Origin of the sequence: Bradyrhizobium sp. WU425, assembly GCF_021052305.1 — a bacterium.
Classification (GTDB): Bacteria; Pseudomonadota; Alphaproteobacteria; order Rhizobiales; family Xanthobacteraceae; genus Bradyrhizobium; species Bradyrhizobium canariense_D.
In genome coordinates, this window is sequence record NZ_CP088089.1 from 5,315,714 (window position 1) to 5,340,376 (window position 24,663).

Here is a 24,663-nt window from a genome sequence, read left to right on the forward strand (position 1 = left end):
CGCCGCCGGTGTCTCCCCCGTAACGACCCTGCTATAGAGCGTAGATCCGGCTCCATCAATCGTCCCGAGCCATCTGCTTTCTTGGTTGCGTATGAACAGACCTAGCAACACATTCGACATCGCCATCGAGCAGGGATTCGACTTCCTGTCGCCGGACTACGCGGAGCTGTTCGACAACTCGGCCGCCACCGCGTTCCAGCATCCGCTCTGGCTCGACACCCTCTACACCAGGCTCGCGTCTCATGTGGGCGCAACTCCTCTGGTTGTCGTGGTCCGCCACCGCGCGACGGGCGCCCTTGCGATGGTGTTGCCCTTGCTGCGGATCCGGCGCGGCCCGATACGGACCGTCGAATTCGCCGACCTCCGCGTTTCCGACTACCTCGCGCCCGTATGCAGCCCGCAGGTATTTTCCGAGCTGCTCAAGGACGAGAGTGCCTGCGCAGAAATCCGGTGCCTCGTCCGCCCGTTCGATCTGCTCCGGATGACCAAGCTGCCGGATGGACGGCTTCCGATCGAGAACCTGCTGGCTGCGCCCCGCCGCATAGCGATGGACACCAATGCCTATGCGACCGTTCTGGTCGCGCCGTTCGAGCAATGGCGCGCCAGTGCGCTGGACCGTTCCTACCAGAAGGAGCTCGCAAAGAAAGCCCGGCAGCTCCAGAAGAAGGGGGACTTGAGTTTTTCATGCTGCCGCGACAGTGCCGCTGTCTTGGAGGTGCTGGACGTGATGAAGAAATTTCGCGGGCCGCGCTTTCAGGCACACGGCGACGGAGATCTGCTCCAGCGCCCCGAATATTACGGCTTCTATTCCGACGTGGCGCAGCGCGGCCTCGGCTCCTTTGTCCGGCTCTATGCGATGAAGATGAACGGCGAGGTCATCGCAGCCGTGCTCGGACTCAGCCATCACGGCAGCTTCCTCGTGATCATGGGCGCCTTCGACATTGCCGGATACAAAAGCCAGTCCTTGGGCGCGCTGATGTTCGAGCAGGTGGCGAAGGATTGCATCGAGCGCGGGGATCAGATGCTCGATTTCACCATCGGCGACGAGCCCTACAAGAAGCAGTTCGGCGCTCAGCCTTCACCGATGTGGACGGTCACGCAGGCGGGCAGCACCACGGGCGCCATCTCCTTGTTCGCACTGAAACAGGCGCCTTGGCTCAAGCTGGCCGCCAAGCGGATGTCGGAGTTCAGGTTCCTGCCGACCCGGACCTCAACGCCGACGCGCTGACCGGTGCGAGGGGCCGACCGGGTGCCGCTCTCAGGCGCGTAGCGCGCTTCGAACCTGCGCGAGCCAGCCGGGCCGCATCTGATCGAGCCGGTGGGTGATACTGCGTCGCAGGAAGTGCAGCCGCCGCCGCACGTCCCAGCCAATATCGTTGCGGGACGTCAGGGCCTGCCGGAAGCGCGCCATCTTCAGTGACTGCTGGTCCGCCGCGACCTTGTCGGGATCGGAATAGAATTCAGAAATCTTCTCCCGGCCCATGCCCTCGGTCCCGAGCCAACGCGGCGCATATTCGGTGCAGAGGCGCTCGACGTCGACCAGCAGACGGGCGACGCCCGTGCCGGCGGCCGGACAATTCGTTTGGAACGCATCACCGATGAGCACGACTCCGGGCTGGAGATGTCCTTCCACGACGGACAGGTGCATCACCCAATTCTGCACCCGGTCGATCACGTGGAAATCGCCAAGGTAGGGCCGCAATCCCGGAAGCAGGCGCAAGACCGTCGCCTCCGGTTCACGGCGCAGCTCGCGCATGATCGGATCGGTCGGGTCTCGGAACATGAAGAGATTTGCCCGCATGCCGGCACGCACGGGAAACAGGCTGAGATAATCGATGCCGTCCGCTGTGCGCTCCCCATAACAGGTCAACGCCTCGAAATCGAACGGCGCGTGGTCGCGGCGGGCGATCGTGAAGCCGAACGAAACCGAATGGCGCTCGGCCAGCACGCGCCGCTTGATGCCGAGCTTGTAGCCGAGCACGCCCGCCATGCCCGTGGCCAGCACGACGAGGCGCGCAGTTATGCGCCCCCCTGACGCGAGCTCGACATGTTGGAGATCGTCGCGACAATTGACCGCAGTGACCTCATCGACAATGAGGCTGGACGGATCAGGCAGCTGGCTGCGCGCCATGGCGACGAGATCGGCATATGGAAGCCCGTAAGCCCGGCCGACGCTGACATCGACCACCTTGCCTTCCCTGATGTTGAGCACCTGATCATATCGACAGGCCACGTTGTCGAGCGCATCGAGGAAGCCCAGCTTGCGCAACATCTCCAGCTGACGGCCGCCTATTTTTTCGACCCGAAACTCGTCCGGATGGACCGCGCGCTTGTCGACGAGAGCGACACGATGCCCTGCCCGCGCGAGCACGGCCGCCGCGAGCGAGCCCGCAAGGCCGCCGCCGACGATCGCGATGTCGACGACGATCGCCGCGGTCGCAGATCCAGCGCTCGGCTCGGTCACGTTGCTATCCGCCGTCATGGTCCAGGCTCCCACGGTCAACGATGGTTGCCCGTGCAATTCTCTCGCCTGATGTCGCATCGTAGGACCAAACGCGATCATTTCTCGATATCTCGGTTAACGCAGCGGAGACCTGCCCGGCCCGATGAGATCCGGCACGCGCCTTGCTCGGCCATTCCCGCCGAGCCGGTCCGCATTCCAACGGCTCATCTCGCCTCATCGGCCGTCGATGCGGCGCTCTGCCGCCACGCGACCGGGCCGCACTTTGCTCTATCTGGGACAATGGGGTCAGCGATGTTCCATAGTGAAGCAACAGGCATGGCCGCGACGTCGCCGCGGCCGGCGGGATCATGGAGGCCGTCCATTAACACTCGCGGTTTTTCGGCATGCTAGGCTGTCGCAGGTAATCGGAAAATGTCTCTTCAGGGGAAGTTGCCCCTTAAATCTCCATGATCGAATCCATCGTCCAGTTCATGCGGCGCGACGTGACGCGCGGTGTTGCCGGAACCATCCTTCTCAAGGTTGGTAGCGGCGCGCTTGCGTTCGCGTTGTTCTCGCTTGCGGCACGAACGATGTCGCCCAATGGGTTTGGCATCTTTGCGACCTGGCTTTCGGTCGCCCAGATGGCAGCGGTCGTCGGTCTGGTGGGCCAGGAATCGCTGCTGGTGCGATTTCTGAACGAGTATCGGGTGGGAAATCAGCCTGATCTCACCAAGGGCGTGCTGCTATCGAGCTTCAAGATTTCCTCCGTCGCGATGCTGATTGCGATCGGCGCAATCGCGATCGGCGCGAACATCAAAGGCGCCTCGTGGCTGCTGGTTGTCGCGGTGTCGGCCTACACAGCCGTGAATGCCGGACTGATGCTTGGCAGCCAGATCGCACGCTCGCTGGTCAGCATTCTCATGGGGGAAGGAAACAGGGAGTTCTTCTGGCGAGTCAGCGTGGTGCTGTTTCTGCTCGCAATCATGTTCGGCCATCGGCAGCTTGATCCCGCCGAATTGATCGCCGTGATGACGATTGCCATGTCGGTCGGACTGGTCGCACAGATCATCGCGATTGCGCGAGTTCTGCCGGATTTCCGCGGCACGGCGGTGCGTTCCGAACCGTCGCGCTGGAGATCGAGCGCGCTTCATTTCTGGGTCGCATCCATCCTCGAAGCCGCGAACCAGTATTTCGACGTCATTCTGGTCTACTGGATGCTGGACCCGGCAACCGCCGGAATTTATTTTGCCGCTTCGCGCCTGGCCAACATCTTCGCCATGCTGTCGGCCGCATTGTACAGCTTTGGCGCACGTCGGCTCCCCTCGCTGTACTTCAGCAAGAACCATCAGGAATTCGAGCGAACGTTGCGGCTCATGGCGGAAGTGACCGCGGTGTGCGTGGTCAGCGGACTCCTCCTGATCTGGGTTGGAGGTCCCCATCTACTCAACTTGTTCGGGCCACATTTCGCTGCGCAGCACTGGGTCCTGATCGTGCTCGCGATCGGAACGGCGGTCCAGGCGGCGGGCGGTCCGTCTGCGGCGATATTGCAACTGACCGGCCATGAGCGCGAGTATGTCCCCGTGATTGCCGGGAACGTAGCGCTACGGCTGGTTGGATTTCTCGTCCTCATTCCCTGGCTCGGCGTTCTTGGCGCAGCGATCTCAGCCACTGTGTCGCTCGCGTTAGCGACCATCGTCCTCAACATCCTCTGTCGCCGGCGAACCGGCGTCGATCCTTCGATTCTAGGGCTTTTGCGCTTCTCGGCATCGAAGCCCAGCGCCTACGCGGTCCGTGGCGCGGACTCCGGCGAATAGAGCGTCAGCATATGTCGCGCGTGTCCCGCATGAAGGAGAGCGCACCAGCAGCCGTCGGCGCACCGGCGGAATGTGCGTCGTTTTCATATGCTTTAGTGGGCCCGCTCCAACCCAAATATCGATGGTTAATCGGCGGTTGCCCGCGTCCTCTGCACTTCGTCGGGAACCAGCGGAATTCCCTCATGCCCTTGCGGCAGGGCGCATTAACTCCGTTTATTGCTAGTCGGTGTCCGCGCGATGCCCGCATGGTAGATACGGAGTTAAGAAGGTGAAAAATTCGCTTCTCTAATGGGTCGGGATCCGTGCTGCATTACCAGCCAAACAAGGCGTTGGGCGAGACGACTGCGACAGCACTCCCGTCGCCCAACGGTGGCGGACGCAAGCCGCACGTGCTGCTCGTACAGACCCAGGCTGAGAACGCCGGTGCGCAGGAGATCTCGCGCCTGCTTGGCGCCGGGCTGACCGCCCGCGGCTATCGCGTCACCAATCTTTTCTTCTTCCGCAAGTCGGATTCGTTCGATGAGCCGCCCCACACGGTCTATTGCGCGTCGAGCCGGCCGGGAAATCCGCTGGCGCTGCTGCAAATGCTGTGGACGCTCGGCCGCCATATCAGGGCCACCAGGCCTGACGCCGTTCTGACCTTTCAGCACTTCGGCAATGTCATCGGCGCCGGTGTGGCGCGCCTGATCTGCCGCGCACCTGTCATCGCCAATCAGGTTTCATCCGCGCTGTCGATGAGCTGGCCGGTCCGTACGGCCGACATCGTCATGGGCAGCCTCGGCTTCTTCGACCGCATCACGCTCAACTCGCTGGACATGCAGCGCGAGTATTCGCGCTACCCCAGGGCTTATCGCGCGCGCATGGTGCATGTCCCGCACGGCTTCGACGACAGGGCGCTCACCCTGTCGAAGCAAGCTGCGCGACAGAAGTTCAATCTCCCGCCGGATAGCCCCCTGCTCGGCTGCGCAGCAAGATTACACCCGCACAAGCGGCTCGACGCGGCGATATGTCTGTTGCCGGATCAACCCTCCTGGCACCTCGCACTGGCCGGGCAGGGAGCCGACGAGGCCCGGCTGCGGCAGTTGGCGGATGACTTGAAAGTATCGGACAGGCTGCATCTGCTCGGCGAAATCACCCCACGCCAGATGGCGGAGTTTCTCGCCGCTCTCGACGTGTTCGTATTTCCGACGCAGGCGGAGACCTTCGGCCTCGCCGCTGTGGAGGCTGCAAACGCCGGCGTTCCCTCGGTCGTCACCGATCTTCCGGTCTTGCGCGAAGTGTTGTCCGTCGAAGGGAAGCCGACAGCGCTGTTCGTCGATGCCTCCGATCATACCAAGCTGTCGGCCGCCGTCTCCAGGCTCCTGACGGACCAAAAACTGAGCGACGAACTGCGGCAAAACGCCAAAGGCCTGAAGCTGCGCTATTCAGTGGACGCCATGGTGGAGGAATACGTTCGAATTCTCGGCCAGGTCATTTGATCGGGGCGCATGGAAACGGATCGGCTCGACATGACCATCGAGTTTCGCTGTGAAATTGAGAATGCGCGGCGGTGGATGGGCCGCGAGACGCTGTCGATCGACGGGCGGGATGTACCGGTCCAGATCGCGTGGACGGCAACGGCGGAGCCGCGGCCGGCGGGTCTCGACATGCTGTTCGAACTCGAACGTTTGGTGTTGCACAAGGGCAAACACAGCGGCACCGAAAGGCTGAAGATCAGTCCGGACCGGATGCAGGCTCGCGCCGGCACGGCAGACGTCATCGTCGATTTCACCGGTGGCGCGCGGGATCCGAACTGCTCCGCCCGGCAGTATCTCCGCCCGCTGTTCAATGGAGTGGCAGGCGAAAACGCAGCTCTTGCCGCCATTCTCGCCGGCGATCTGCCGGTGATCGAAATCGTCGACGAGGTCGACGGTGCAGTCCTCGATCGTGGCCATCCCTCCGCCGAAATCGCGGCCGGTCTGAGCGGGGGCCTGGAAACGGTCATGGCGCGAACCCTGACCATGGTGGCCGCCATCCTGTCGGGACGACCGCGCATCGTGCCGCAGCTGGCACGACCGGCCCGAGCGGACAACGGCCGCCCGCCAACGGCTTATGTCGCGCGCGGCCTCACCATATCGATCGCCAAGGAGATCTATCGCCTCTGCTGCTATGCCCCGCATTGGCATGTCGGATGGCGCATCAACAAGGGCGCAGGCGTCTGGCAGACCGGAGACCTGTCAGGGCCTCGCTGGAACGTCCTTGCCGATCCCGGAAACCACTTCTACGCCGATCCTTTCCCCATCACGTGGCAGGGAAGAACATTCGTCTTCTTTGAGGATCTCGATCACCGGATTGGAAAAGGAATCATTTCCGCGATCGAGTTCGACGATAAGGGCCCGGTCGGAGCGGTCGTGCCCGTATTGGACGAGCCCTGGCACCTCTCCTATCCGTTCCTGATCGAGGACGATGGCGCATTGTGGATGATCCCGGAGAGCTCGACCAATGGGGACGTCGCCATCTATAAATGCGTTCGGTTCCCGGACAAATGGGAGCGCCACGCGACGCTGCTTTCAGGACTTGAACTCGCCGATGTGACGATCACGCGGCACAACGGCCTGCACTATCTGTTCGGAGCCTGGCGCGATGGCACTGGCGGGTATTCGGATTCGTTGGCGATCTATCACGCCGAGCACCTCATGGGCCCGTGGTTGCCGCATGCCAGCAACCCGGTCCTGATCGACCGCGCGAGCACGCGGCCTGCGGGGAATTTCGTCACCATCAATGACAAATTGTGGCGCCCGGTCCAGGATTGTGCCGGCGGATATGGGGCAGCGCTCGCCCTGGCGGAAATCGTCGAACTGTCGCCGACGACGTTCAAGCAGATTATCCGCCACTCTCTGCGGCCAGGGCCAGCATGGCCCGGCAGGAAGTTGCATACCTTGAATCGCTGCGGACAACTCGAGGTGATCGACGGGTCGCGTGTCCAACCCAAGACCCGTGCCTTCGGAGGCAAATTTCCATCGGCTGTCTTGTCGCCGCGGACCAGCCCCTCTGCCGCCAGCTAGCGCGGATGGCTGAACAGGTCCGTCGTGGCGTCGTCGACGGCGATATCGACCAGCGCGGGACCGCTTGATGCCAACGCTTCGGTCAAGATGGCGTCGACGTCGCCGACATCGGTCACGCGCTGCCCCGGACAACCCATTCCCCTTGCGAGCGCCACGAAGTCGAGCCCGGGCAGGTCGATCCCGGGCGGGCGATGCGCCTGCATCAGCTGGCTGAAGGCGCGCATCGCGCCATAGCCTGAATTGTTCATGATCACGAAAGTGATCGGCAGGCGGCGTTGCACCGCGGTCCAGATTGCCTGGATGCAATACATCGCCGATCCGTCACCGATCAGGGCGACGATGCGGCGGCCTGGCCGCGCCAGCGCCACGCCGACCGAGGCCGGCAGGCTATAACCAAGTCCGCCGCTCGCCATCGTGTAGAAGCTGTCCGCGCCAGGCCGTGGTAGGAATTGTTGGATGGCGGGACGATGCGACGGCGCCTCCTCGACCACGATCGCATCGCCCGGCATCAACGCCGAGAGCCGGGCGAGCGCATAGCCCGGCGGAATCGGATTTTGCGCGGCAGGAGCGGCAGGCCGCAACCGCGCGGCCGGCACCTCGCGCTCCGCGATGTCAGGCATCACCGACAGCAGCCCAGCCAGCGCCTTCGGGAGCGTGCTGATGATGGTGTCACCGACAGAGGCGGATGCGGCTTCCGTCGGATCATCCGTGATCTGCCAGACCGGCGTTCCATCGTCGAGCAATTCGCATTGTCCTTCGACATGGAAAGTAAACACCGGCGCGCCGACCACGACGATCAGATCGGCGCCGCGCAATGCGCGGGCGAGCCCTCCCGGTGCTGCCGGAAGGAAGCCGGCGAACAGCGGATGCAATTCCGGAAAGCTCGAACGGCTCGACATCGGGCTTGCCCAAACGGCCGCGCTCGCCTGCTCGGCCACAGCGACCATCGCGTCGACGCAGCCGCTGCGATCGATCTCGGGTCCGACAACGAAGATAGGTTTTTTGGCGGCTCGGATTGCCGCGCCGAGCCGAACGATCGCCGCCGGATCGGGCGCAAACTCCGTCGCGATGCAGCGGACCGGTGGAGCGGTTGCGGGCCGCGCCCAATCATCCGACGGGACCGACACGAATGTCGGACCGCGGGGATGCTGCATAGCGGTGAGGAAGGCCTGCGCGATCGCCGCTGGAACATCTTCGGCGCGCGCCGGTTCGGCGCTCCATTTCACATAGGGCTTTGGAAACTGTGCGGCGTCCTCGGAGAAGAGATAGGGTCGCATCCGCAATAGGCTGCGCGCCTGCTGCCCGGCTGTCACGACCATCGGTGTCTTGTTGCGGAATGCGGTGAAGAGATTGCCGAGGGCATGACCGAGCCCAGCCGCCGAGTGCAGATTGACGAACGCCGCTCGTCCCGTGGCCTGCGCATAGCCGTCTGCCATGCCGACGGCGCAGGCTTCCTGCAATCCGAGCACGTAGTCGATGTCGTCGGGCCAGTCGCCAAGGAAGGCAAGCTCGGTCGAGCCGGGGTTGCCGAAAACGCGATCGACGCCAAAGGAGCGAAGCACACCGAGGGTCGCTTCCCGAACCGTGAGAACTTTCGAATTCATGAATAGCGTCCTGATGGGCTTCGCTTGTTGCGCGGTCAGAAGGGATAGTGCTGCGGCTGGGTCTCGATGGTGATCCAGCGCAGATCGGTGAACTCGGCGATCCCGGCCTGACCTCCGAAGCGGCCGTAGCCCGATCCCTTCATGCCGCCGAACGGCATCTGCGCCTCGTCATGCACGGTCGAGCCGTTGACGTGGCAGATGCCGCTTTCGATCCGCTGCGCCACCGTCAGCGCACGCGCGACGTCGCGGCCGAACACGGCGGCCGAGAGGCCGTACTCGGTATCGTTGGCAAGCCGCACCGCGTCATCCACGCCACTTGCCCGGATCACCGAGACGACGGGACCAAAGCTCTCCTCGGTATAGATGCGCATGCCGGGCACCACGCGGTCGAGCACGGTGGCCGGGACGACCGTGCCAACCCGGTCGCCGCCCGCGAGCTTGACGGCGCCTTTGGCGATCGCGTCGTCGATCAACGCAACGACATGCTTGGCCGGCGCCTCGTCGATCATCGAGCCGACGACAACGGGACCGGAGCGCGGGTCGCCGGCCGGAAGCGCAGCCGTTTTCTTCGCGAGCTTGTCGACAAAGGACGCCGCTACCGCCTCGTCGACGATCACCCGTTCGGTCGACATGCAGACCTGGCCCTGATTGATGAAGGCGCCAAACGCCACGGCCGCGACGGCGGCATCGAGATCGGCATCGTCGAGCACGACCAGAGGCGCCTTGCCCCCTAGTTCGAGCAGCACTGGCTTGAGCTGGCGCCCGGCCAGCTCGGCGATGACGCGACCCACGCGGGTCGAGCCGGTGAAATTGATCCGCCGCACGGCCGGATTGGCGATCAGGCGCTCGACCAGAGCGGGCGCATCGGCCGGTGCGTTGGTCAGAACATTTACGACACCGGGCGGAAAGCCTGCGTCCTTGAAGACCTCGCCGATCAACCGGTGCGTCCCCGGGCATATCTCGGAGGCCTTGAGCACGACGGAATTGCCGCAGGCGAGCGCCGTCGCCACGGCGCGAACGCCGAGAATGATCGGCGCATTCCACGGGGCGATGCCGAGGCACACGCCGGCGGGCTGTCGAATGGACATCGCGAGGCATCCCGGCTTGTCCGACGGGATCACCTCGCCGGCGATCTGCGTGGTGAGCGACGCCGCTTCGCGCAGCATGCCGGTCGCGAGCTTGACGTTGAAGGCCGACCAGATCTCCGTCGTGCCGATCTCGGCCATCATGATCCGGACGAAGGCGTCGCGCTTGGCCTCAAGCGCATCTGCGGCCTTCAGCAACAGGGCTCGCCTCGCATTCGGGCCGAGCGCCGACCATGCGGCAAACGCGGCGGAGGCCGCCGCCACCGCGGCGTCGGCATCGGAAGCGGTCGCGGCGGCCGCGCGGCTTGCGACCTCCTGCGACAGCGGATTGCGCCGCTCGAACACCTTGCCGCTGGAAGCGGCCTGATCCTGCCCGTTGATGAGAAGACTGACGTCCATGAAAAACCTCCCTGGGGTTGATAATGGCGCTCGCTCTAGCCGAGCAGCCGCGATTTTCCGGTTTCACGCGCAAAGCCGAGCGCAATCATCGCCGCGAGCGCGAGCGCAACGTAGTATCCTGTGATCGCGTAGGTGGAGCCCGTCTGCGCAAACAGGCTGGTGGCGACCAGCGGCGCAATGCCGCCGCCGAGCACCGTCCCGAGCTGCTTTCCGATCGACACGCCGGTGAAGCGAATGCGGGTCGGAAACAATTCCGGAAAATAGCTTCCTTCGCTGCCGAACATCAGCGGATGGATCACCCCCGCGGCGAGGATCACCGCGCCCGTCACCAGCACCGTGTCGCGGCTCGCGACCACACCGTAGAATGCAAACATCGAGATGGCTGCAAGCACCACGCCGGCCAAGAACAGACGCTTTCGTCCGATACGGTCGGACCAGGCTCCGATGAGTGGCATCGCAACGAGCCCGACGAGATTGGCGAACAGCACGGCCTGCGTGATGACGTCTTTCTGGACGCCGAGCTGACGGGTCGCGAAGGAGATGGTGAAGATGGCTGTCAGATAGAAATAGGACGTCTGCGCCATCTCGGCGAAGAATACGATGAGGATCGGCCGCCAATGTTCCCGCAGCGCTTCGACCACAGGCGCTACTTCCGTCACCTTCGCCTTTCGGAATGTCGCGCTCTCCTCGATGCGCAGGCGCATATAGACGCCGAGCGCGACCAGAACCGCGCTGATCAGGAACGGCACGCGCCAGCCCCATGACAGCAGGTCCGCTTCCGGCAGCCGCGCGATCGTGAGCGCCGCAAACGAGGCGAGCACGACACCGACGGGTCCTGCGGCCTGGATCACCGCGGCCGAGAAGCCGCGCCGGTGCCCGGGCGCCGTCTCGATCGCCATAAGGATCGCCGCAGTCGATTCGCCGCCGAGCGCAAACCCCTGAACGAAGCGCAACGCCACGAGCGCGACGGTCGCAGCCACGCCTGCACTGGCGTAGGTCGGCAACAATCCGATCGACATGGTCGCAAGTCCCATCATGAGCAGCGTACACAGCAAGACGGACTTTCGGCCGAGACGGTCACCGAAATGGCCGAATACAAGCCCGCCGAGCGGACGCGCCAAAAATCCGACGGCAAACGTCGCGAACACCGCAATCGTCGCCGTGAGCTGGTCGAACTTCGGAAAGAACAATTGATCGAACACCAGCGGCGCGATCAGGCCGTAGATGAAGAAGTCGTACCATTCGATCGCGGTGCCGATGGTGCCGGCGATCAGGATACGCCGGCGGCTGCTCGCCGTCTGCTCGGCAGTGGCGCCGGCGGCGGCATGGTCGTCGTAGTGCTCCAATGCTCTTGTCGTCACGGTTTCCTCCTCCGGTGTCATTTGTCGTTTTGTTGTCTTGTTGTTATTGGCCGCCGCAGCCGCTGGTCGGATGCAACGGCGAGAGTCGATCAGCTTGCCAGCCGTGCGCCGTCGCTCGCGTTGTGTCCGAGTGCTCGGGCAAGGACGCGCCCGATCGTACCAGCCTGTGACGCGCTGCCGCGCCAAGCCACGATTTGGTCGGGGCGTATCAAAGCCAGATCCGCCTCATAGAGATCGCGCAGGGATTTCGGCAGCGTGACGAGTTTCACATCAACCCCGATCACACGGATGGTCTCGACGACTGACGCTTGAGAGGTCATGACCTCGCCGAACTGGAGCAGCGTCCACTCGAACCCGAACAGGTCGTACAGCGAGACGCCGTCCTCCAACCACGTATGCGGGGCGCGGCCGCCGGGACAGGCGCTCGGAACGTAGACGTTCGCGGCATCGGGCGGCGGCTGGCTGCCGTCGGAGACGATGATCGGCGAGCCGTCGTAGCGCCCACCGAAGGTGACGCCGGGAATGTTGAATTCCGCGCGGGCGTGCTGTTCGAGATAGACGCCCGCCGTCCGCCGCGCCTCGTCGCCGGCCTCGGTGGCGTCCTCGATGTCAGGCGCGGGAGCGAACAGACCGAGCGAGTCGGCAAAGCGACGCGCATAATCGGTGTTGCGCAGCGCCACCGGACGCCGCTCGACCTCATAGCTGTCGAGCAGCCCCGCCGGGCTCACACCCTTGACGACGCTTGCGAGCTTCCAGCCGAGGTTGACCGCATCCTCGATCGCGGTGTTGTAGCCAAGGCCTCCGGTCGGCGTGAACAGATGCGCCGCGTCGCCGCCGAGGAACACTCTGCCCCGCTGCATTCCGTTCGCGACCAGCGCGTGGCCGGCGGTCCAGGTCACGAATGACAGCACTTCGCAGTCAATCGGCGCGTCGCAAGCGCGCTGGAACGCTGCTTTGGCCTCGTTGATTGTGATCGCAATCTCGTCTTCCCCGGGCCGAAGCTGCGTGTGAAACGCAAATTCGTCGCGACCATTCACGGATGCCATGAAGGCGCGGCGGTCGCCGTTGAAGCAATTGTACATCCACGCCTTGGCATGCGGGATGCTCGCGTAGAAGCCAGGCGAACGGAGATAGACCGCCAGCATGCGGCCGCCCATGAAATCGCGCTGCGTTCCGGTTTCGCCGCCGTAGACGATCTCGAGCGATTGCCGGACCATCGAGCGCGGCCCGTCGGCTCCGACCAGGAAGTCGGCCCGGACCTGAAAGCGGCTGTTGTCATCGAGACATTCGATCTCGGCGATAACGCCGTCACCGCTCTCGACGTAGCTGATCAGACGATGACCGTAGCTGAGCCGTATTCCGGGAAGCCGTTCGGCGTGGCGGCGCAGCACCGCCTCGACGTATTTTTGCGAGACCCGATGCGGCAGCTCGGCGGCGCTCCAGGAGCCCGACATGCCCTTGACGAGCTCGCCCGCGCGTGACGATGACGGCAATTGAAATCGGGCCAGCTCGTAACCGGTGTAGCGCGTGAAATACGCAACGTCGGTCGGATAATCCGCAGGCAGACCTTCGCGTCGGATCTCGTCGGCAAAACCCAGCCGCCGATAGTGCTCCATTGAGCGCGCTTGCGTCGCATTGGCTTGCGGATTGAATGCCGTGCCCGGCTTTTCATCGACCAGGATCGCGGACACGCCGCGCCGGCCGAGCTCGTTGGCGAGCATCAGGCCGCAGGGCCCCCCACCCACGATGAGCACCGAGGCCGTCAGACATGTTTCCAAGGCGCTTCTCCCAACCAGCATTATTCCGCATGGTAAGGTCGCCTGACGATATCGTCAAGTAGCCTGACTACTTGGCGTCATCGAGCGTATCGAACGTCGCGCCATAGACCGCCAGTCCCTTCAGGATCGCATCCATCGTGGCCTTGCCGAGTTCGGCGCGCATCTCCTGCTCGGCGACGTCGACCGCGTCGCGGAACGCATCGAGCCATTTGCGCCCGGCCGGCGTGAACATGACGATGCGCGCGCGGCGATCGGTCGGATCGGCGATCCGATCGACCAAGCCGAGCTCGGCGCATTGATCGACCAGCTCGCCCATCGCCTGCTTGCTCATGGAGGCGCGGCGGGCGAGCTCCGTCAGTCTGGTCCCCTCCACGTCGAGATTACGTGTGAGGCCGACATGCGCGATCCTCGTTTCGCCATGCCCCTTCTCGCTCATCAGTTCGAGCACACGACCTTCGAAGCGCCGCACCGCGTTGTTGAGCAGCCGACCGATGTTGGCATGCCGCCATGCGGTGCCGGATGTCCTGGCTTTCAATGGATGTGCCTTCTACAAAGCCGCCTGAATTCGAAAATGTCGCTCACTTCGCCGCGTCGATCCAGATCCCCGGCTGCGAATGCTCGCGGATGTGGGTGACCAGGAAGTCGGAAAAGACCCTGATCTTGGCAGGCAGTCCGGCACGGTTCTGGTAGGCGATGTTCATCGTGAGCAGCGGCAGCTCCCAGTCCATCAGAACGGGGACGAGGCGGCCCGCAGCGATATCGCTTTGCACGATATAGAGCGGCTGGATGAGGATGCCGAGCCCCGCCAGCGCGGCGCCGCGGATGACCTGGCCGTCATTGCTGTCGAGCGTCGACGTGATGCGAACAGTCTGCGCGCCATTGCCCTTGCGCAGGCGCAGCGAATAGGGATCGTTGGCGAGATTGTAGATCAGCATGTTGTGGCGCGCGAGATCGGCGGGCTGCTCCGGCTCGCCGCAGCTTGCGAGGTAGGACGGCGCAGCAGCGAGCACCCGCCGCATCTGGCCGATGCGGCGGACGATGATGTTGGAATCCGGCTCCTGCTCGCGCGTCCTGATCGCCACGTCGATGCCGGCCTCGATGAAATCGGAGTACCGGTTGGCGGTGGTGATCTGCATGTTGAGCTTCGGATAGCGCGCGCGGAAGGCTGGCAGCATCGGCGCCAGATAGATCACCGCAAAGGACAGCGAGCTCGTGACCCGCAGCATGCCTTGCGGCGACAGCGCCCGATCGCTGACGATGTCCTCGGCCTCGGCCAACTCGCTCAAAACCCGGCTCGAGCGCTCCAGCAGCTCCTGCCCCGCCTCAGTCAACCACAGCCGACGGGTGTTGCGCTCGATCAGCCGGACTGCAAGGCGCTCCTCGAGAGCGCTGAGATGGCGGCTCGCGGCAGCATTCGACATCCGTAGGGCTTCGGCAGCTTTGGACATGCTGCCGAGCTCGGCCGTCTTGGCGAATACTTCCAACTGGAGCAGGCGGTCCATTTTTTCGCAAACAGGAAAAGAGACTTACGATTATTGAGCTTTATTTCCGTATCCCGCAAGTCAAAATGGCCTAAACACAAGCAAGATAGCAGGCGAGGAAACAGGGAAATGTCGGGCCCGATCAGGCACATCGTGATGTGGCGGCTGCGCGGCGAGACGCCGGCGGAGCGTTCTGCCGCCCGGGTCAAGGTCAAGACCCTGTTCGAGGGGCTGCGCGGCCGGATCGACGGCCTCACCCATATCGAAGTCGGTCTCGATGTCAGCGATGTCGACTACGCCTGCGACGTCGTTCTGTTCTCCGAATTCACCGACCACGCTGCGCTCGCGGCCTATGCCACCCACCCGGAACATCTGCGCGTGCGCGAGGCGCTGGGCGACTTGCGGATCGGACGCTTCCAGGTCGATTATCCCATCAAAGAGACCGGCGCATGATCGGTACGTTCACCTTTGAAAACCTGCCCTGCCGCGTCGTGTTCGGCAGCGGAGCTTTGGCCTCGGCCAAGGCCGAGGTCGAGCGGCTCGGTGGCAAGCGCGCCCTGGTGCTGACGACGCCGCAGCAGGAGGCGCAAGGCAAAAGTTTGGGCGCGGCGCTCGGTCCGCTCTACGGCGGCATCTTTCCGGGCGCGACCATGCACACGCCGGTCGAGGTCACGGAGCGGGCGCTCGCGGCGATGAAGGCGTGCGAGGCCGACTGCGTCATTTCCCTCGGTGGCGGATCCACGACCGGCCTCGGCAAGGCGCTGGCCTTGCGCACCGGCATCAACCAGCTTTGCATTCCCACGACCTATGCCGGCTCGGAGATGACGCCGATCGTCGGCCAGACCGAGAATGGCCTGAAGACCACGGTCCGCGACGCCGCCATCCTGCCGGAGACCGTGATCTACGATGTCGATCTCACTTTGACGCTGCCGGCGAGCCTGACCGCGACATCAGGCATCAACGCCATCGCACATGCGGTAGAAGCGCTCTACGCGCGCGACACCAATCCCGTCACCTCGCTGATGGCAGAAGAAGGCATTCGCGCCTTGGCGCGTGCCCTGCCCGCCATCGCCGCCAAGGGCGACGATCGCGAGGCTCGCACCGAAGCGCTCTATGGCGCCTGGCTGTGCGGCGTCTGCCTCGGCACCGTCGGCATGGCGCTGCATCACAAGCTCTGCCACACGCTCGGCGGCACCTTCGACCTGCCGCATGCCGAGACCCACACCATCGTGCTGCCGCACGCGCTGGCCTATAACGCGCCGGCCGTGCCCGATGCGATGGCGCGGATCTCACGCGCAATCGGCGCCGCCGATGCACCGCAAGGACTTTTCGAGCTCGCGAAGCGGCTGGGTGCGAAGGTCGCATTGCGCGACATCGGCATGCCCGAAGGCGGCATCGACAAGGCTGCCGACCTCGCGGTCACCAACGCCTACTGGAACCCGCGCCCGCTCGAACGCGACGCCATCCGCGACCTGATCACGCGCGCCTGGGCCGGCGAGCCGCCCGGCGCCATCAAAACGGCAGTTTGATTCGATGCGGCGCACGCTCCTCAAATCCGCTGTCATCATCAGCATGGATGACACGATCGGCGATTTACCTGGCGGCGACGTGCTGATCGAGGGCAGCCGCATCGTTGACGTCCGTCCATCGATCGACGTCGGCGGCGCGGCCGAGACCGAGATCGTCGACGGCACCGGGCGCATCGTCATCCCCGGCCTGATCAACGCCCATATGCACACCTGGCAGACGGGCTTACGCGGCTATGCCGCCAACTGGACGCTGCTGGAATATTTCCGCCGCATGCATGCGGGTCTCGCTACGGTCTTCAGGCCCGAGGACATTTATATCGCGACCTTGGTGGGCGCGCTGAACCAGATGAACCAGGGCACCACCACGCTGGCCGACTGGTGCCACAACAATCCGACGCCCGATCATACCGACGCCGCCGTGCGCGGCCTGATCGAGAGCGGTATCCGTGCGGCCTTCTTCCACGGCTCGCCCAAGCCCGAACCGAAACCGGGCGAGCCGCACTTCTCGGAAGTGCCGCATCCACGCAATGAGGTCGAACGACTGCTGGCGGGGCCCCTCGCCGACCGCGACGGCCTCGTCACGCTCGGCCTTGCGATCCTGGGGCCACATTACTCGACGCTCGACGTCGCCATGCACGATTTCCGCATGGCGCACGAGCTCAAGCTGATCGCATCCATGCATCAGGGCGGTGGTCCCGCGAAGACGCCCGGTGGCTGGGAGAAGCTGATCGGGGCGGGTCTAGTCGGCCCCGGCATCAACATCGTCCATGGCAATGACCTGCCTGACGAACTGCTGGACCGGATGGTCGATCTCGGCGTCTCCTTCTCGGTGACGCCGGAGAACGAAATGATCCAGGGCCACGGCTTTCCGATCACCGGACGGCTGCTCAAGCGCGGCGTGCGGCCGACCATCGGCATCGATCTGGAATCCGTACTGGCGGGCGACCTCTTCTCCGCCGCGCGCGTTGCGCTCTCGATGCAGCGGGCGCTCGACAACGCCGAGTCGCGCAAGGCCAGCGGCACCATTCCGGCGACGACCACGATCCCCGTCCGCGAGGCGCTGCGCTGGATCACGACGGAAGGCGCCCGCATGCTCGGCCGCGAGGACCAGATCGGCTCGCTGACACCGGGCAAGCTCGCCGACCTCGTCATCATCAATTGCTCCGATCTCAACCTCGTCCCGGTGCACGATCCCGTTTCCACCGTGGTGATGCAGACGAGCCTTGCCAATATCGAGGCCGTGATGATCGGCGGCGTGTGGAAGAAGCGGAATGGTCGGCTGCTGGCCGAGGGCCTGGGGGCGAAGAAGGAACTGCTCGTGCAATCCGGCCGGCGACTGGTGCACGACATCGAACGACAGGGACACGCCGCCTGAGGGCGTCAAGGACAACAACAATGACGGACGCTTCGAAACACATCGCTTTCATCGGGATCGGCAAGATGGGCTTGCCGATGTCGGTGCTCGTCGCCAAGGCCGGTTATGCGGTGACCGCGTTCGACCGGAGCGCCGCACGGCTCGAGGAGGCTCGCACGCAAGGCATTTCGATTGCCGCTTCACCGGCCGAGGCCGTGGACGGCAAGGCCGCGATCGTCACGTCCTTGCCCGATGACGCTGCCTTGCGCGGCGCATTGCTCGGCCCAACCGGCCTCATCGCCGCGATGGCGGCTGGATCTGTTGTGATCGAGACCAGCACCGTGAGCGTCGAGGCGTCCGCAGAGGTCGACGCCGCCGCCCAGGCGCGCGGTGTCTTCTACCTGCGGGCGCCGGTCTCGGGCAATGCCAGTATCGTCCACACCGGCGCGCTGAGCTGCTTCGTCTCGGGCCCGGAGGACGCCTACGAAAACGCAAAGCCGCTGCTTGCCGCCTTCACCCGCGCCCAGACCTATCTTGGGCCCGGCGAGGAAGCGCGATATGCGAAGCTTGCGGTCAATCTGATGATCGCGGTGTCGGCCGCGATGATGGCGGAGAGTCTGGCGCTGGCGCGCAAGGGCGGCATCGGCTGGCAGGACATTCTGAAAGTCCTCGACGACAGCGCGGTCGCCTCGCCGATGGTGAAATACAAGACCGCGCCGCTGCGCAGCCGCGATTTCGACTCGACTTTCTCCTGCAGGCAGATGGCCAAGGATCTCGATCTGATCCTCGGTGCCGGCCACGCCGTCGGCGTGCCGCTTCAGCTCGCGGCCCAGGTGCGCGAGACCTATGGCTCGCTGGTCGCGCAGGGCGACGGCGACGCCGACTTCATCGCGACCGTCAAGCACCTCGAGCGGCTGTCCGGCCTTGGCGAGCCCAAACTCTGATTCACGGAGGCACCTATGCGAAATTTCAACGAGAACACGATCACGGACGCGGTGCTGGATCGGATCGCAGGCGCGACCGATCCGCGGATCAAGCAGGTCAGCGAAGCGCTGGTGCGCCACCTTCATGCCTTCGTCCGCGAGGTGCGACCGACCCAGAAGGAATGGGAATACGGCATCGAGTTCCTGACCCGCACCGGCCACATGTGCGACGACAAGCGCCAGGATTTCATCCTGCTGTCGGACGCGCTCGGCGTCTCCATGCTGGTCGACGCGATCAATCATCCCGTGCCGGAAGGCGCCACCGAAACCACGGTGCTCGGTCCGTTCTTCGTGCAGGCGTCGCCCGAGAAAGACAACGGCGCTGACATCTCCGGCCCGATGGAAGGCGATCCGATGCTCGTCACCGGCTCGGTGTCGACCGTCGACGGACGGCCGCTTGCCGGCGCCGTCGTGGATGTCTGGCATTCCGACGATGATGGCTATTACGACGTGCAGCAGCTCGACAAGATCGGCGATCTTGCGATGCGGGCGCGCTTCCACACCGACCAGAACGGCCGCTTCAATTTCTGGTCGATCAAGCCGGCTGCCTATCCGATCCCACATGACGGCACAGTTGGGGACATGCTGGCGGTCCAGGGCCGCCATCCCTGGCGCCCGGCGCACGTGCATTTCATGATCTCGGCGCCCGGCTTCGAGCAACTCGTGACCCATGTGTTCGTGGCCGGCGACCAGTATCTCGACAGCGACGTGGTGTTCGGCGTCAAGGACAGCCTGATCCGCGAATTTGTGCAGTGCCCGCCCGGCCGTGCGCCCGATGGTCGCATGGTAGACATCGAGTATTTTCACCTCAACTATGATTTCGGCCTGAAGCAGGTCGCTAGCAGCGCAAGAGCCGCTTAAGCTGAACGACGGCGGACCAGACAAGAGTCCGACAACAGGGCCAGACAGGGAGTAAGAATGGGACCGCGAGTCAGCACGAGCATATTGGCCGATCGCCTCACAGGCATGATCGGCCCGCGCGCGAGCGTCGCGCGTGGCGTGCTCGATCAGCATGGGCAGAGCGAGTCGCATTATCGCAACCTGCCGCCCGACATCGTCGTCTTCCCTGAAACCACGCAGGAAGTCGCGGAGATCGTCAAGCTGTGCGCTGGCGCGAATATGCCCATCGTACCGTTCGGCGCCGGGACCTCGCTCGAAGGCAATGCGGCCGCGGTCGCGGGCGGCGTCTGCTTCGACTTCGCACGCATGAACAAGGTGCTGACGGTGCACGATAGCGACATGGACGTCGTCGTGCAGCCCGGCATCACCCGAAAGCAGCTCAATGCGGAGCTGCGCGGCACCGGGCTTTTCTTTCCGATCGATCCCGGCGCCGACGCCTCGATCGGCGGCATGACGTCCACGCGAGCTTCCGGCACGATGGCGGTGCGCTACGGCACCATGAAGGACAACGTCATGGCGCTGGAGGTGGTTCTGGCCGACGGCCGCGTGATCCGGACCGCCAGACGCGCGCGCAAGTCAGCCGCCGGTTATGACCTGACGCGCATGTTCGTCGGCGCCGAGGGCACGCTCGGACTCATCACCGAAATCACGCTGAAGGTGCATCCCGTGCCGCAGGCGATCTCGGCCGCGGTTTGCAGCTTCGACACCCTGCACAACGCCGTGGACACCGCGATCTCCGTGATCCAGTCCGCGATCCCCATCGCGCGTATCGAGTTGCTCGACGACGTCATGATGCGCGGCATCAACGCCTACGCGAAGCTCGGCTATCGCGAAGCCCCGACGCTGTTCTTTGAATTCCATGGTTCCGAGACTTCCGTCGCCGAGCAGGCCGAGGCCGCACAGGCCATCGCCGCCGACCATGGCGGCCACGGCTTTGCCTGGTCCAAGGCACCGGAGGATCGCAGCCGGCTCTGGCACGCCCGCGACAACACGCTCTATGCGGGCCTGGGCCTGCGCCCCGGCGCGCGTGCCGTGATCACCGACGTCTGCGTGCCGATCTCGCGACTGGCGGAATGCCTCACGGATACCCGGCGCGACGCGGACGAGCACGGTTTTACGGCGCCGATCGTCGGGCATGTCGGCGACGGCAATTTCCACATGCTGATTCTGATCGATCCGGCCAGGCCCGAGGAAGCCGAAGGCGCCAAGGCGCTGCAGGCCCGCATGGTCGCCCGCGCGATTGCCATGGACGGCACCTGCACCGGCGAGCACGGCATTGGGCTCGGCAAGATCGATTATCTCACCGACGAGCTCGGCGAGGCCGTCGATGTGATGCGGTCGATCAAGACCGCGCTCGACCCTGACGGACTGATGAACCCCGGAAAGATCTTTGCAGGCGGAGCGCAGGCATGAGCACCGCCGCATTAGCCGTCGAGCCCGCCTCACCTGTCCCGCTCCTTGAGCTGCGCGACATCAGTAAGGAGTTTCCCGGCGTCAAGGCGCTGGACGACGTCTCCTTTGCCGTCTTCCCCGGCGAAGTCCACATGCTGCTGGGCGAGAACGGCGCCGGCAAGTCGAGCCTGATGAAGGTGCTGTGCGGCGCCTATCGCGCCGATGCCGGCGAGTTCTACTACAGAGGCGAGCCGGTCGCGATCCACTCGGCCGCGGACGCGCAGAAGCTCGGCATTGCCGTGATCTTCCAGGAATTCTCCCTCGTCCCCCATCTCGATATCGCCCAGAACATTTTTCTCGGCCGCGAGCCGAAGGGCCGCATCCCCGGCACGATCGATCGCCGCAAGATTTTGGCCGACGCGGCGCGCGTGCTCGGCACGATCGGCTTTGACATCGATCCCTCCACCATCGTTGACAAGCTGGGGGTGGCGCAGCAGCAGATGGTCGAGATCGCGAAGGCGATCAGCCAGAACGCCCGCATCCTGGTGATGGACGAGCCGACTGCGGCGCTATCCGATCGCGAGACCGAGCTGCTGTTCGCGCTGATCGCGCGGCTGAAGGCCGACGGCGTCTCGATCGTCTACATCTCGCACCGCATGGCGGAGGTGTTCGCGCTCGGCGACCGCATCACCGTGCTGCGTGACGGCCGCCGCATCGACGGCGTCAAACCTGCTGACGTCACGCCGGACCAGCTCGTCCGCATGATGGTCGGTCGCAACGTCGACATGACCTACCCGCGCAATTTTGCCGACAAGCCCGGCGAGCTGCTGCTCGAGGTCAAGGCCTTGAGTTCATCGACGGGGATCGCCGACATCAACATCGAGGTGCGCCGCGGTGAGATTGTCGGCCTGTGTGGCCTGGTCGGCTCCGGTCGCAGCGAAGTCGCGCGCGCGATCTTCGGTGCCGATCCCGTGACATCAGGCGAGATCGTGTTCGACGGCAAAGTCATTTCCGGTGAGCCCGACCTCGCCGCCCGCCGCGGCATTGCGCTGATCCCGGAGAGCCGCAAGAGCGAAGGTCTCGCGCTGCTGCGATCGGTGAGCGACAATCTGGTAGTGTCGGCGCTGCGAAAACTGTTCCCGAGCGGGTTGTTCGACCAGCGCAGTGCGCAGCGCACTGCCGACGGCCTGATCCGTCAGCTACGCATTGCGACGCCTAGCGCACGGCAGACCGTCGGCCTGCTTTCAGGCGGCAATCAGCAGAAGGTCGTGATCGGCAAGTGGCTCGCCGCCGGCTCGAAACTTTTCATCTTCGACGAGCCGACCCGGGGCATCGACATCGGCGCCAAGGCCGAAATCTTCGCCCTGATCGACCGCCTTGTCGCGGAAGGCGCGGCGGCGCTGATGATCTCGTCCGAACAGGTCGAGATCTGCCACGTCTGCGACCGCGCCTATGTGATGCGCGAAGGGCGCATCGCCGGGCATCTCGCGCGTAGCGAGCTGACCGAGGAGAACATCGTGCGACTGGGGATGCATCATGCGTGAGGCCGCGGTCGTCTCTCAACCGAATCCGCTGCAACGGATTCCCGGCGTTGCCATCGTGCTGGTGCTGCTGATCGCGCTGTTCAGCACGATCGCGCCCGGCTTCCTGTCGGTCGCCAACCTCTCCAACGTGCTGGTGCAGTCGACGATCCTGACCATGCTCGCGCTGCCGATGACCTTGATCATCATGACCGAGGGGCTGGATCTGTCGATGGGCGCGGTGCTGACGCTGACCTCGCTCTGCGTCGCCATCGTCTCGCTCACCACCCACTCGATGTTGCTCGGCCTCGGTGCCGGGCTCCTCGTCGGCGCGGCCTTCGGCTTCGCCAATGGCTGGCTGGTCGCCATCGTGGGCATCCCGCCCTTCGTTGCGACCTTGGGCACGCTCGGCATGGCGCAGGGCCTATCGCTGATCGTCAGCGACGGCCACAGCGTGGTCGGCATCCCCCACAGCGTGCGCGACATCTATTCGGCGACGCTTTTGGGAATTCCCGTGCCGATCGTGATGGCACTCGTGACCTACGCGGTCTTCCACGGCCTGCTCTATCACACCCGCTTCGGCACCTACATCTTCGCGCTCGGCGGCAACCGCGAGGCGCTGCGCTACGCCGGCCTCTCACCGAACAAGCTGCTGATCGCGGTCTATGCGATCGGCGGCGCCATGGCCGGCATCGCCGGCCTCTTGATGACTGCGCGGATGAATTCCGGGCATCCAACCGCGGGCCTCGGTCTCGAATTCGATGCGATCGCGGCCGTCGCCGTCGGCGGCACATCGTTCGAGCGCGGCAATGGCTGGCTGCTCGGCACGCTGCTCGGGGTGCTCTCGGTCGGCGTGCTGCGCAACGGGCTGAACCTGATCTCGCTGCCGTCCTCGGTGCAGGTCGCAAGCGTCGGCGTCCTCGTCATCGTTGCCCTCTTCCTTGACGGCCTGCGGAGCCGCGCATGACCGACATCAGCAAAGACGCCATCGCGCCGCCCCGCTCGTTCCTGTCGCAGGACGCGATCCAAATGTTCTATCGCCTGCTTGCGGCGCTGCTGATTTGTGCGGTGCTCGCCGTGCTCAGCGATTCCTTCCTGAGCCTCGGCAACATTCTCAATGTGCTCAGGCAGGCGAGCCTGACCTTCTTCATCGCCTCCGGCCTGACCCTGGTGGTGCTGACCGCGGGCCTCGATCTCTCCGTCGGCGCCAATGTGGCGCTGTCCGCCTGCATCGCCGGGACCGTGATCCACAAGACCGGCTCGCCGGCGCTCGGCATACTCACGGGGCTTGCCTGCGGCGGCATCGTTGGGCTCCTCAACGGCGTCATGGTCACCGCGCTGCGCATCCCCTCCTTCATCGCCACTTACGGCATGCTCTGGGTGCTGAACGGCCTCACCTATTGGTACATGGCGGGCGAAACCCTTCACGGCTTCCCGGCCGGCTTCCGCCAGATCGGCAGCGGCTATCTATTCGGCCTGCCGATCCCGGTCTATCTGCTGCTGGTGTTCCTCGGGATCGGAACGCTGTTTGCGCAGCGAACGATCTGGGGCCAGGAGATCTACGCGATCGGCGCCAATCCGGTCGCGGCGCGGCTCTCCGGCATTCCGGTCGCCCGACGCCTGCTGCTGGTCTACGCCGTCTCCGGCACCATGGCGGGGCTCGCCTCGATCATCTTCCTGTCGCGGCTCAATTCGGCCGAGGCCGACATCGGCGAAAGCCTGACGCTGCCCGCGATCGCCGCGGTGCTGATCGGCGGCACCTCGCTGTTTGGCGGCGTCGGTACCGTGTTCGGCACCTTCATCGGCGCACTGATCCTGACGCTGGTGCTGAACGGCATGAACCTCTTGTCGGTCAGCGCCAACTGGCAGCCGCTCGTCACCGGCATCATCGTCATTCTCGCGGTCTGGCTCGACATGAAGACCCGCCGCCGCGCGCAATGAGTTCTTGAACGACCAACAAGCAAAACGAGGGATGG

General features: G+C 64.6%; 20 protein-coding genes. 13 read left to right on the forward strand and 7 right to left on the reverse strand.

Going from position 1 to position 24,663, the window contains the following annotated elements:
• Positions 1 to 91 precede the first annotated feature (91 nt).
• On the forward strand, positions 92 to 1,228 hold the full coding sequence (locus BcanWU425_RS25880; RefSeq protein WP_204510800.1) for a GNAT family N-acetyltransferase: 1,137 nt from the start codon (positions 92 to 94) through the stop codon (positions 1,226 to 1,228).
• A gap of 30 nt (positions 1,229 to 1,258) precedes the next feature.
• Here the strand turns inward: BcanWU425_RS25880 and BcanWU425_RS25885 are convergent, their stop codons facing one another.
• The gene (locus tag BcanWU425_RS25885) at positions 1,259 to 2,482 is read right to left on the reverse strand and encodes an FAD-dependent oxidoreductase (RefSeq protein ID WP_018458716.1); all 1,224 of its coding nucleotides are present in this window, start codon (positions 2,480 to 2,482) and stop codon (positions 1,259 to 1,261) included.
• A gap of 428 nt (positions 2,483 to 2,910) precedes the next feature.
• On the opposite strand from BcanWU425_RS25885, the gene BcanWU425_RS25890 reads away from it, so the two are divergent.
• From BcanWU425_RS25890 to BcanWU425_RS25900, 3 genes are all read left to right on the forward strand, one after another.
• The gene (locus BcanWU425_RS25890) at positions 2,911 to 4,257 is read left to right on the forward strand and encodes a lipopolysaccharide biosynthesis protein (protein ID WP_204510799.1); all 1,347 of its coding nucleotides are present in this window, start codon (positions 2,911 to 2,913) and stop codon (positions 4,255 to 4,257) included.
• 302 nt (positions 4,258 to 4,559) lie between these two features.
• Positions 4,560 to 5,735, forward strand: a complete 1,176-nt coding sequence (locus tag BcanWU425_RS25895; RefSeq protein ID WP_204510798.1) for a glycosyltransferase family 4 protein — start codon at positions 4,560 to 4,562, stop codon at positions 5,733 to 5,735.
• Positions 5,736 to 5,765: 30 nt separating this feature from the next.
• Positions 5,766 to 7,301 carry a glucosamine inositolphosphorylceramide transferase family protein gene (locus tag BcanWU425_RS25900; RefSeq protein WP_085395552.1) on the forward strand — a complete coding sequence of 512 codons (1,536 nt, stop codon included), beginning with the start codon at positions 5,766 to 5,768 and terminating at the stop codon, positions 7,299 to 7,301.
• On the opposite strand, the gene mdlC is transcribed toward BcanWU425_RS25900, so the two are convergent.
• From mdlC to BcanWU425_RS25930, 6 genes are all read right to left on the reverse strand, one after another.
• On the reverse strand, positions 7,298 to 8,905 hold the full coding sequence (gene mdlC, locus BcanWU425_RS25905) for a benzoylformate decarboxylase (protein ID WP_204510796.1): 1,608 nt from the start codon (positions 8,903 to 8,905) through the stop codon (positions 7,298 to 7,300). The two genes, BcanWU425_RS25900 and mdlC, sit on opposite strands and share 4 nt — an antisense overlap.
• A gap of 35 nt (positions 8,906 to 8,940) precedes the next feature.
• Entirely contained in the window at positions 8,941 to 10,389 is a 1,449-nt protein-coding gene (locus BcanWU425_RS25910) for an aldehyde dehydrogenase (RefSeq protein ID WP_204510795.1), read from the reverse strand.
• Positions 10,390 to 10,424: 35 nt separating this feature from the next.
• The gene (locus BcanWU425_RS25915) at positions 10,425 to 11,750 is read right to left on the reverse strand and encodes an MFS transporter (RefSeq protein WP_026233642.1); all 1,326 of its coding nucleotides are present in this window, start codon (positions 11,748 to 11,750) and stop codon (positions 10,425 to 10,427) included.
• A gap of 89 nt (positions 11,751 to 11,839) precedes the next feature.
• On the reverse strand, positions 11,840 to 13,549 hold the full coding sequence (locus tag BcanWU425_RS25920) for an FAD-dependent oxidoreductase (protein WP_204510794.1): 1,710 nt from the start codon (positions 13,547 to 13,549) through the stop codon (positions 11,840 to 11,842).
• A 46-nt stretch (positions 13,550 to 13,595) separates the two neighbouring features.
• Entirely contained in the window at positions 13,596 to 14,063 is a 468-nt protein-coding gene (locus BcanWU425_RS25925; RefSeq protein WP_018458708.1) for a MarR family winged helix-turn-helix transcriptional regulator, read from the reverse strand.
• A gap of 43 nt (positions 14,064 to 14,106) precedes the next feature.
• Positions 14,107 to 15,030, reverse strand: coding sequence for a LysR family transcriptional regulator (locus tag BcanWU425_RS25930; RefSeq protein ID WP_018458707.1), 924 nt, complete (start codon positions 15,028 to 15,030; stop codon positions 14,107 to 14,109).
• A gap of 108 nt (positions 15,031 to 15,138) precedes the next feature.
• Between BcanWU425_RS25930 and BcanWU425_RS25935 the strand changes: the two genes are divergently transcribed.
• The 9 genes from BcanWU425_RS25935 to BcanWU425_RS25975 are packed head-to-tail and all read left to right on the forward strand — an operon-like array spanning position 15,139 to position 24,628.
• Complete coding sequence (locus tag BcanWU425_RS25935; RefSeq protein ID WP_018458706.1) at positions 15,139 to 15,462, forward strand: Dabb family protein; 324 nt, start codon at positions 15,139 to 15,141, stop codon at positions 15,460 to 15,462.
• A complete protein-coding gene (locus BcanWU425_RS25940; RefSeq protein WP_204510793.1) occupies positions 15,459 to 16,538 on the forward strand; it encodes a maleylacetate reductase in 1,080 nt (359 codons plus the stop codon). The genes BcanWU425_RS25935 and BcanWU425_RS25940 overlap by 4 nt, the downstream gene beginning before the upstream one ends.
• Positions 16,539 to 16,542: 4 nt before the next feature.
• On the forward strand, positions 16,543 to 17,913 hold the full coding sequence (locus BcanWU425_RS25945; protein ID WP_204510792.1) for an amidohydrolase family protein: 1,371 nt from the start codon (positions 16,543 to 16,545) through the stop codon (positions 17,911 to 17,913).
• Positions 17,914 to 17,933: 20 nt separating this feature from the next.
• Entirely contained in the window at positions 17,934 to 18,836 is a 903-nt protein-coding gene (locus tag BcanWU425_RS25950) for an NAD(P)-dependent oxidoreductase (protein WP_018458703.1), read from the forward strand.
• 15 nt (positions 18,837 to 18,851) lie between these two features.
• Positions 18,852 to 19,736 carry an intradiol ring-cleavage dioxygenase gene (locus BcanWU425_RS25955; RefSeq protein WP_231188683.1) on the forward strand — a complete coding sequence of 295 codons (885 nt, stop codon included), beginning with the start codon at positions 18,852 to 18,854 and terminating at the stop codon, positions 19,734 to 19,736.
• Between the two features lie 57 nt (positions 19,737 to 19,793).
• The gene (locus tag BcanWU425_RS25960) at positions 19,794 to 21,188 is read left to right on the forward strand and encodes an FAD-linked oxidase C-terminal domain-containing protein (protein WP_085352396.1); all 1,395 of its coding nucleotides are present in this window, start codon (positions 19,794 to 19,796) and stop codon (positions 21,186 to 21,188) included.
• Entirely contained in the window at positions 21,185 to 22,711 is a 1,527-nt protein-coding gene (locus BcanWU425_RS25965; protein WP_085352395.1) for a sugar ABC transporter ATP-binding protein, read from the forward strand. The genes BcanWU425_RS25960 and BcanWU425_RS25965 overlap by 4 nt, the downstream gene beginning before the upstream one ends.
• Complete coding sequence (locus tag BcanWU425_RS25970; RefSeq protein ID WP_204510790.1) at positions 22,704 to 23,654, forward strand: ABC transporter permease; 951 nt, start codon at positions 22,704 to 22,706, stop codon at positions 23,652 to 23,654. Before BcanWU425_RS25965 ends, BcanWU425_RS25970 begins: the two co-directional genes overlap by 8 nt.
• Complete coding sequence (locus BcanWU425_RS25975) at positions 23,651 to 24,628, forward strand: ABC transporter permease (protein WP_204510789.1); 978 nt, start codon at positions 23,651 to 23,653, stop codon at positions 24,626 to 24,628. Before BcanWU425_RS25970 ends, BcanWU425_RS25975 begins: the two co-directional genes overlap by 4 nt.
• Positions 24,629 to 24,663: the final 35 nt, after the last annotated feature.

Coding starts and splice junctions, on each gene's coding strand:
- BcanWU425_RS25935 (WP_018458706.1), top strand. CDS start 15,139: ATGTCGGGCCCGATCAGGCACATCGTGATGTGGCGGCTGCGCGGCGAG.
- BcanWU425_RS25945 (WP_204510792.1), top strand. CDS start 16,543: ATGCGGCGCACGCTCCTCAAATCCGCTGTCATCATCAGCATGGATGAC.
- BcanWU425_RS25940 (WP_204510793.1), top strand. CDS start 15,459: ATGATCGGTACGTTCACCTTTGAAAACCTGCCCTGCCGCGTCGTGTTC.
- BcanWU425_RS25890 (WP_204510799.1), top strand. CDS start 2,911: ATGATCGAATCCATCGTCCAGTTCATGCGGCGCGACGTGACGCGCGGT.
- BcanWU425_RS25950 (WP_018458703.1), top strand. CDS start 17,934: ATGACGGACGCTTCGAAACACATCGCTTTCATCGGGATCGGCAAGATG.
- BcanWU425_RS25960 (WP_085352396.1), top strand. CDS start 19,794: ATGGGACCGCGAGTCAGCACGAGCATATTGGCCGATCGCCTCACAGGC.
- BcanWU425_RS25975 (WP_204510789.1), top strand. CDS start 23,651: ATGACCGACATCAGCAAAGACGCCATCGCGCCGCCCCGCTCGTTCCTG.
- mdlC (WP_204510796.1), bottom strand. CDS start 8,905: ATGAATTCGAAAGTTCTCACGGTTCGGGAAGCGACCCTCGGTGTGCTT.
- BcanWU425_RS25965 (WP_085352395.1), top strand. CDS start 21,185: ATGAGCACCGCCGCATTAGCCGTCGAGCCCGCCTCACCTGTCCCGCTC.
- BcanWU425_RS25930 (WP_018458707.1), bottom strand. CDS start 15,030: ATGGACCGCCTGCTCCAGTTGGAAGTATTCGCCAAGACGGCCGAGCTC.
- BcanWU425_RS25955 (WP_231188683.1), top strand. CDS start 18,852: ATGCGAAATTTCAACGAGAACACGATCACGGACGCGGTGCTGGATCGG.
- BcanWU425_RS25885 (WP_018458716.1), bottom strand. CDS start 2,482: ATGACGGCGGATAGCAACGTGACCGAGCCGAGCGCTGGATCTGCGACC.
- BcanWU425_RS25910 (WP_204510795.1), bottom strand. CDS start 10,389: ATGGACGTCAGTCTTCTCATCAACGGGCAGGATCAGGCCGCTTCCAGC.
- BcanWU425_RS25920 (WP_204510794.1), bottom strand. CDS start 13,549: ATGCTGGTTGGGAGAAGCGCCTTGGAAACATGTCTGACGGCCTCGGTG.
- BcanWU425_RS25970 (WP_204510790.1), top strand. CDS start 22,704: ATGCGTGAGGCCGCGGTCGTCTCTCAACCGAATCCGCTGCAACGGATT.
- BcanWU425_RS25900 (WP_085395552.1), top strand. CDS start 5,766: ATGACCATCGAGTTTCGCTGTGAAATTGAGAATGCGCGGCGGTGGATG.
- BcanWU425_RS25880 (WP_204510800.1), top strand. CDS start 92: ATGAACAGACCTAGCAACACATTCGACATCGCCATCGAGCAGGGATTC.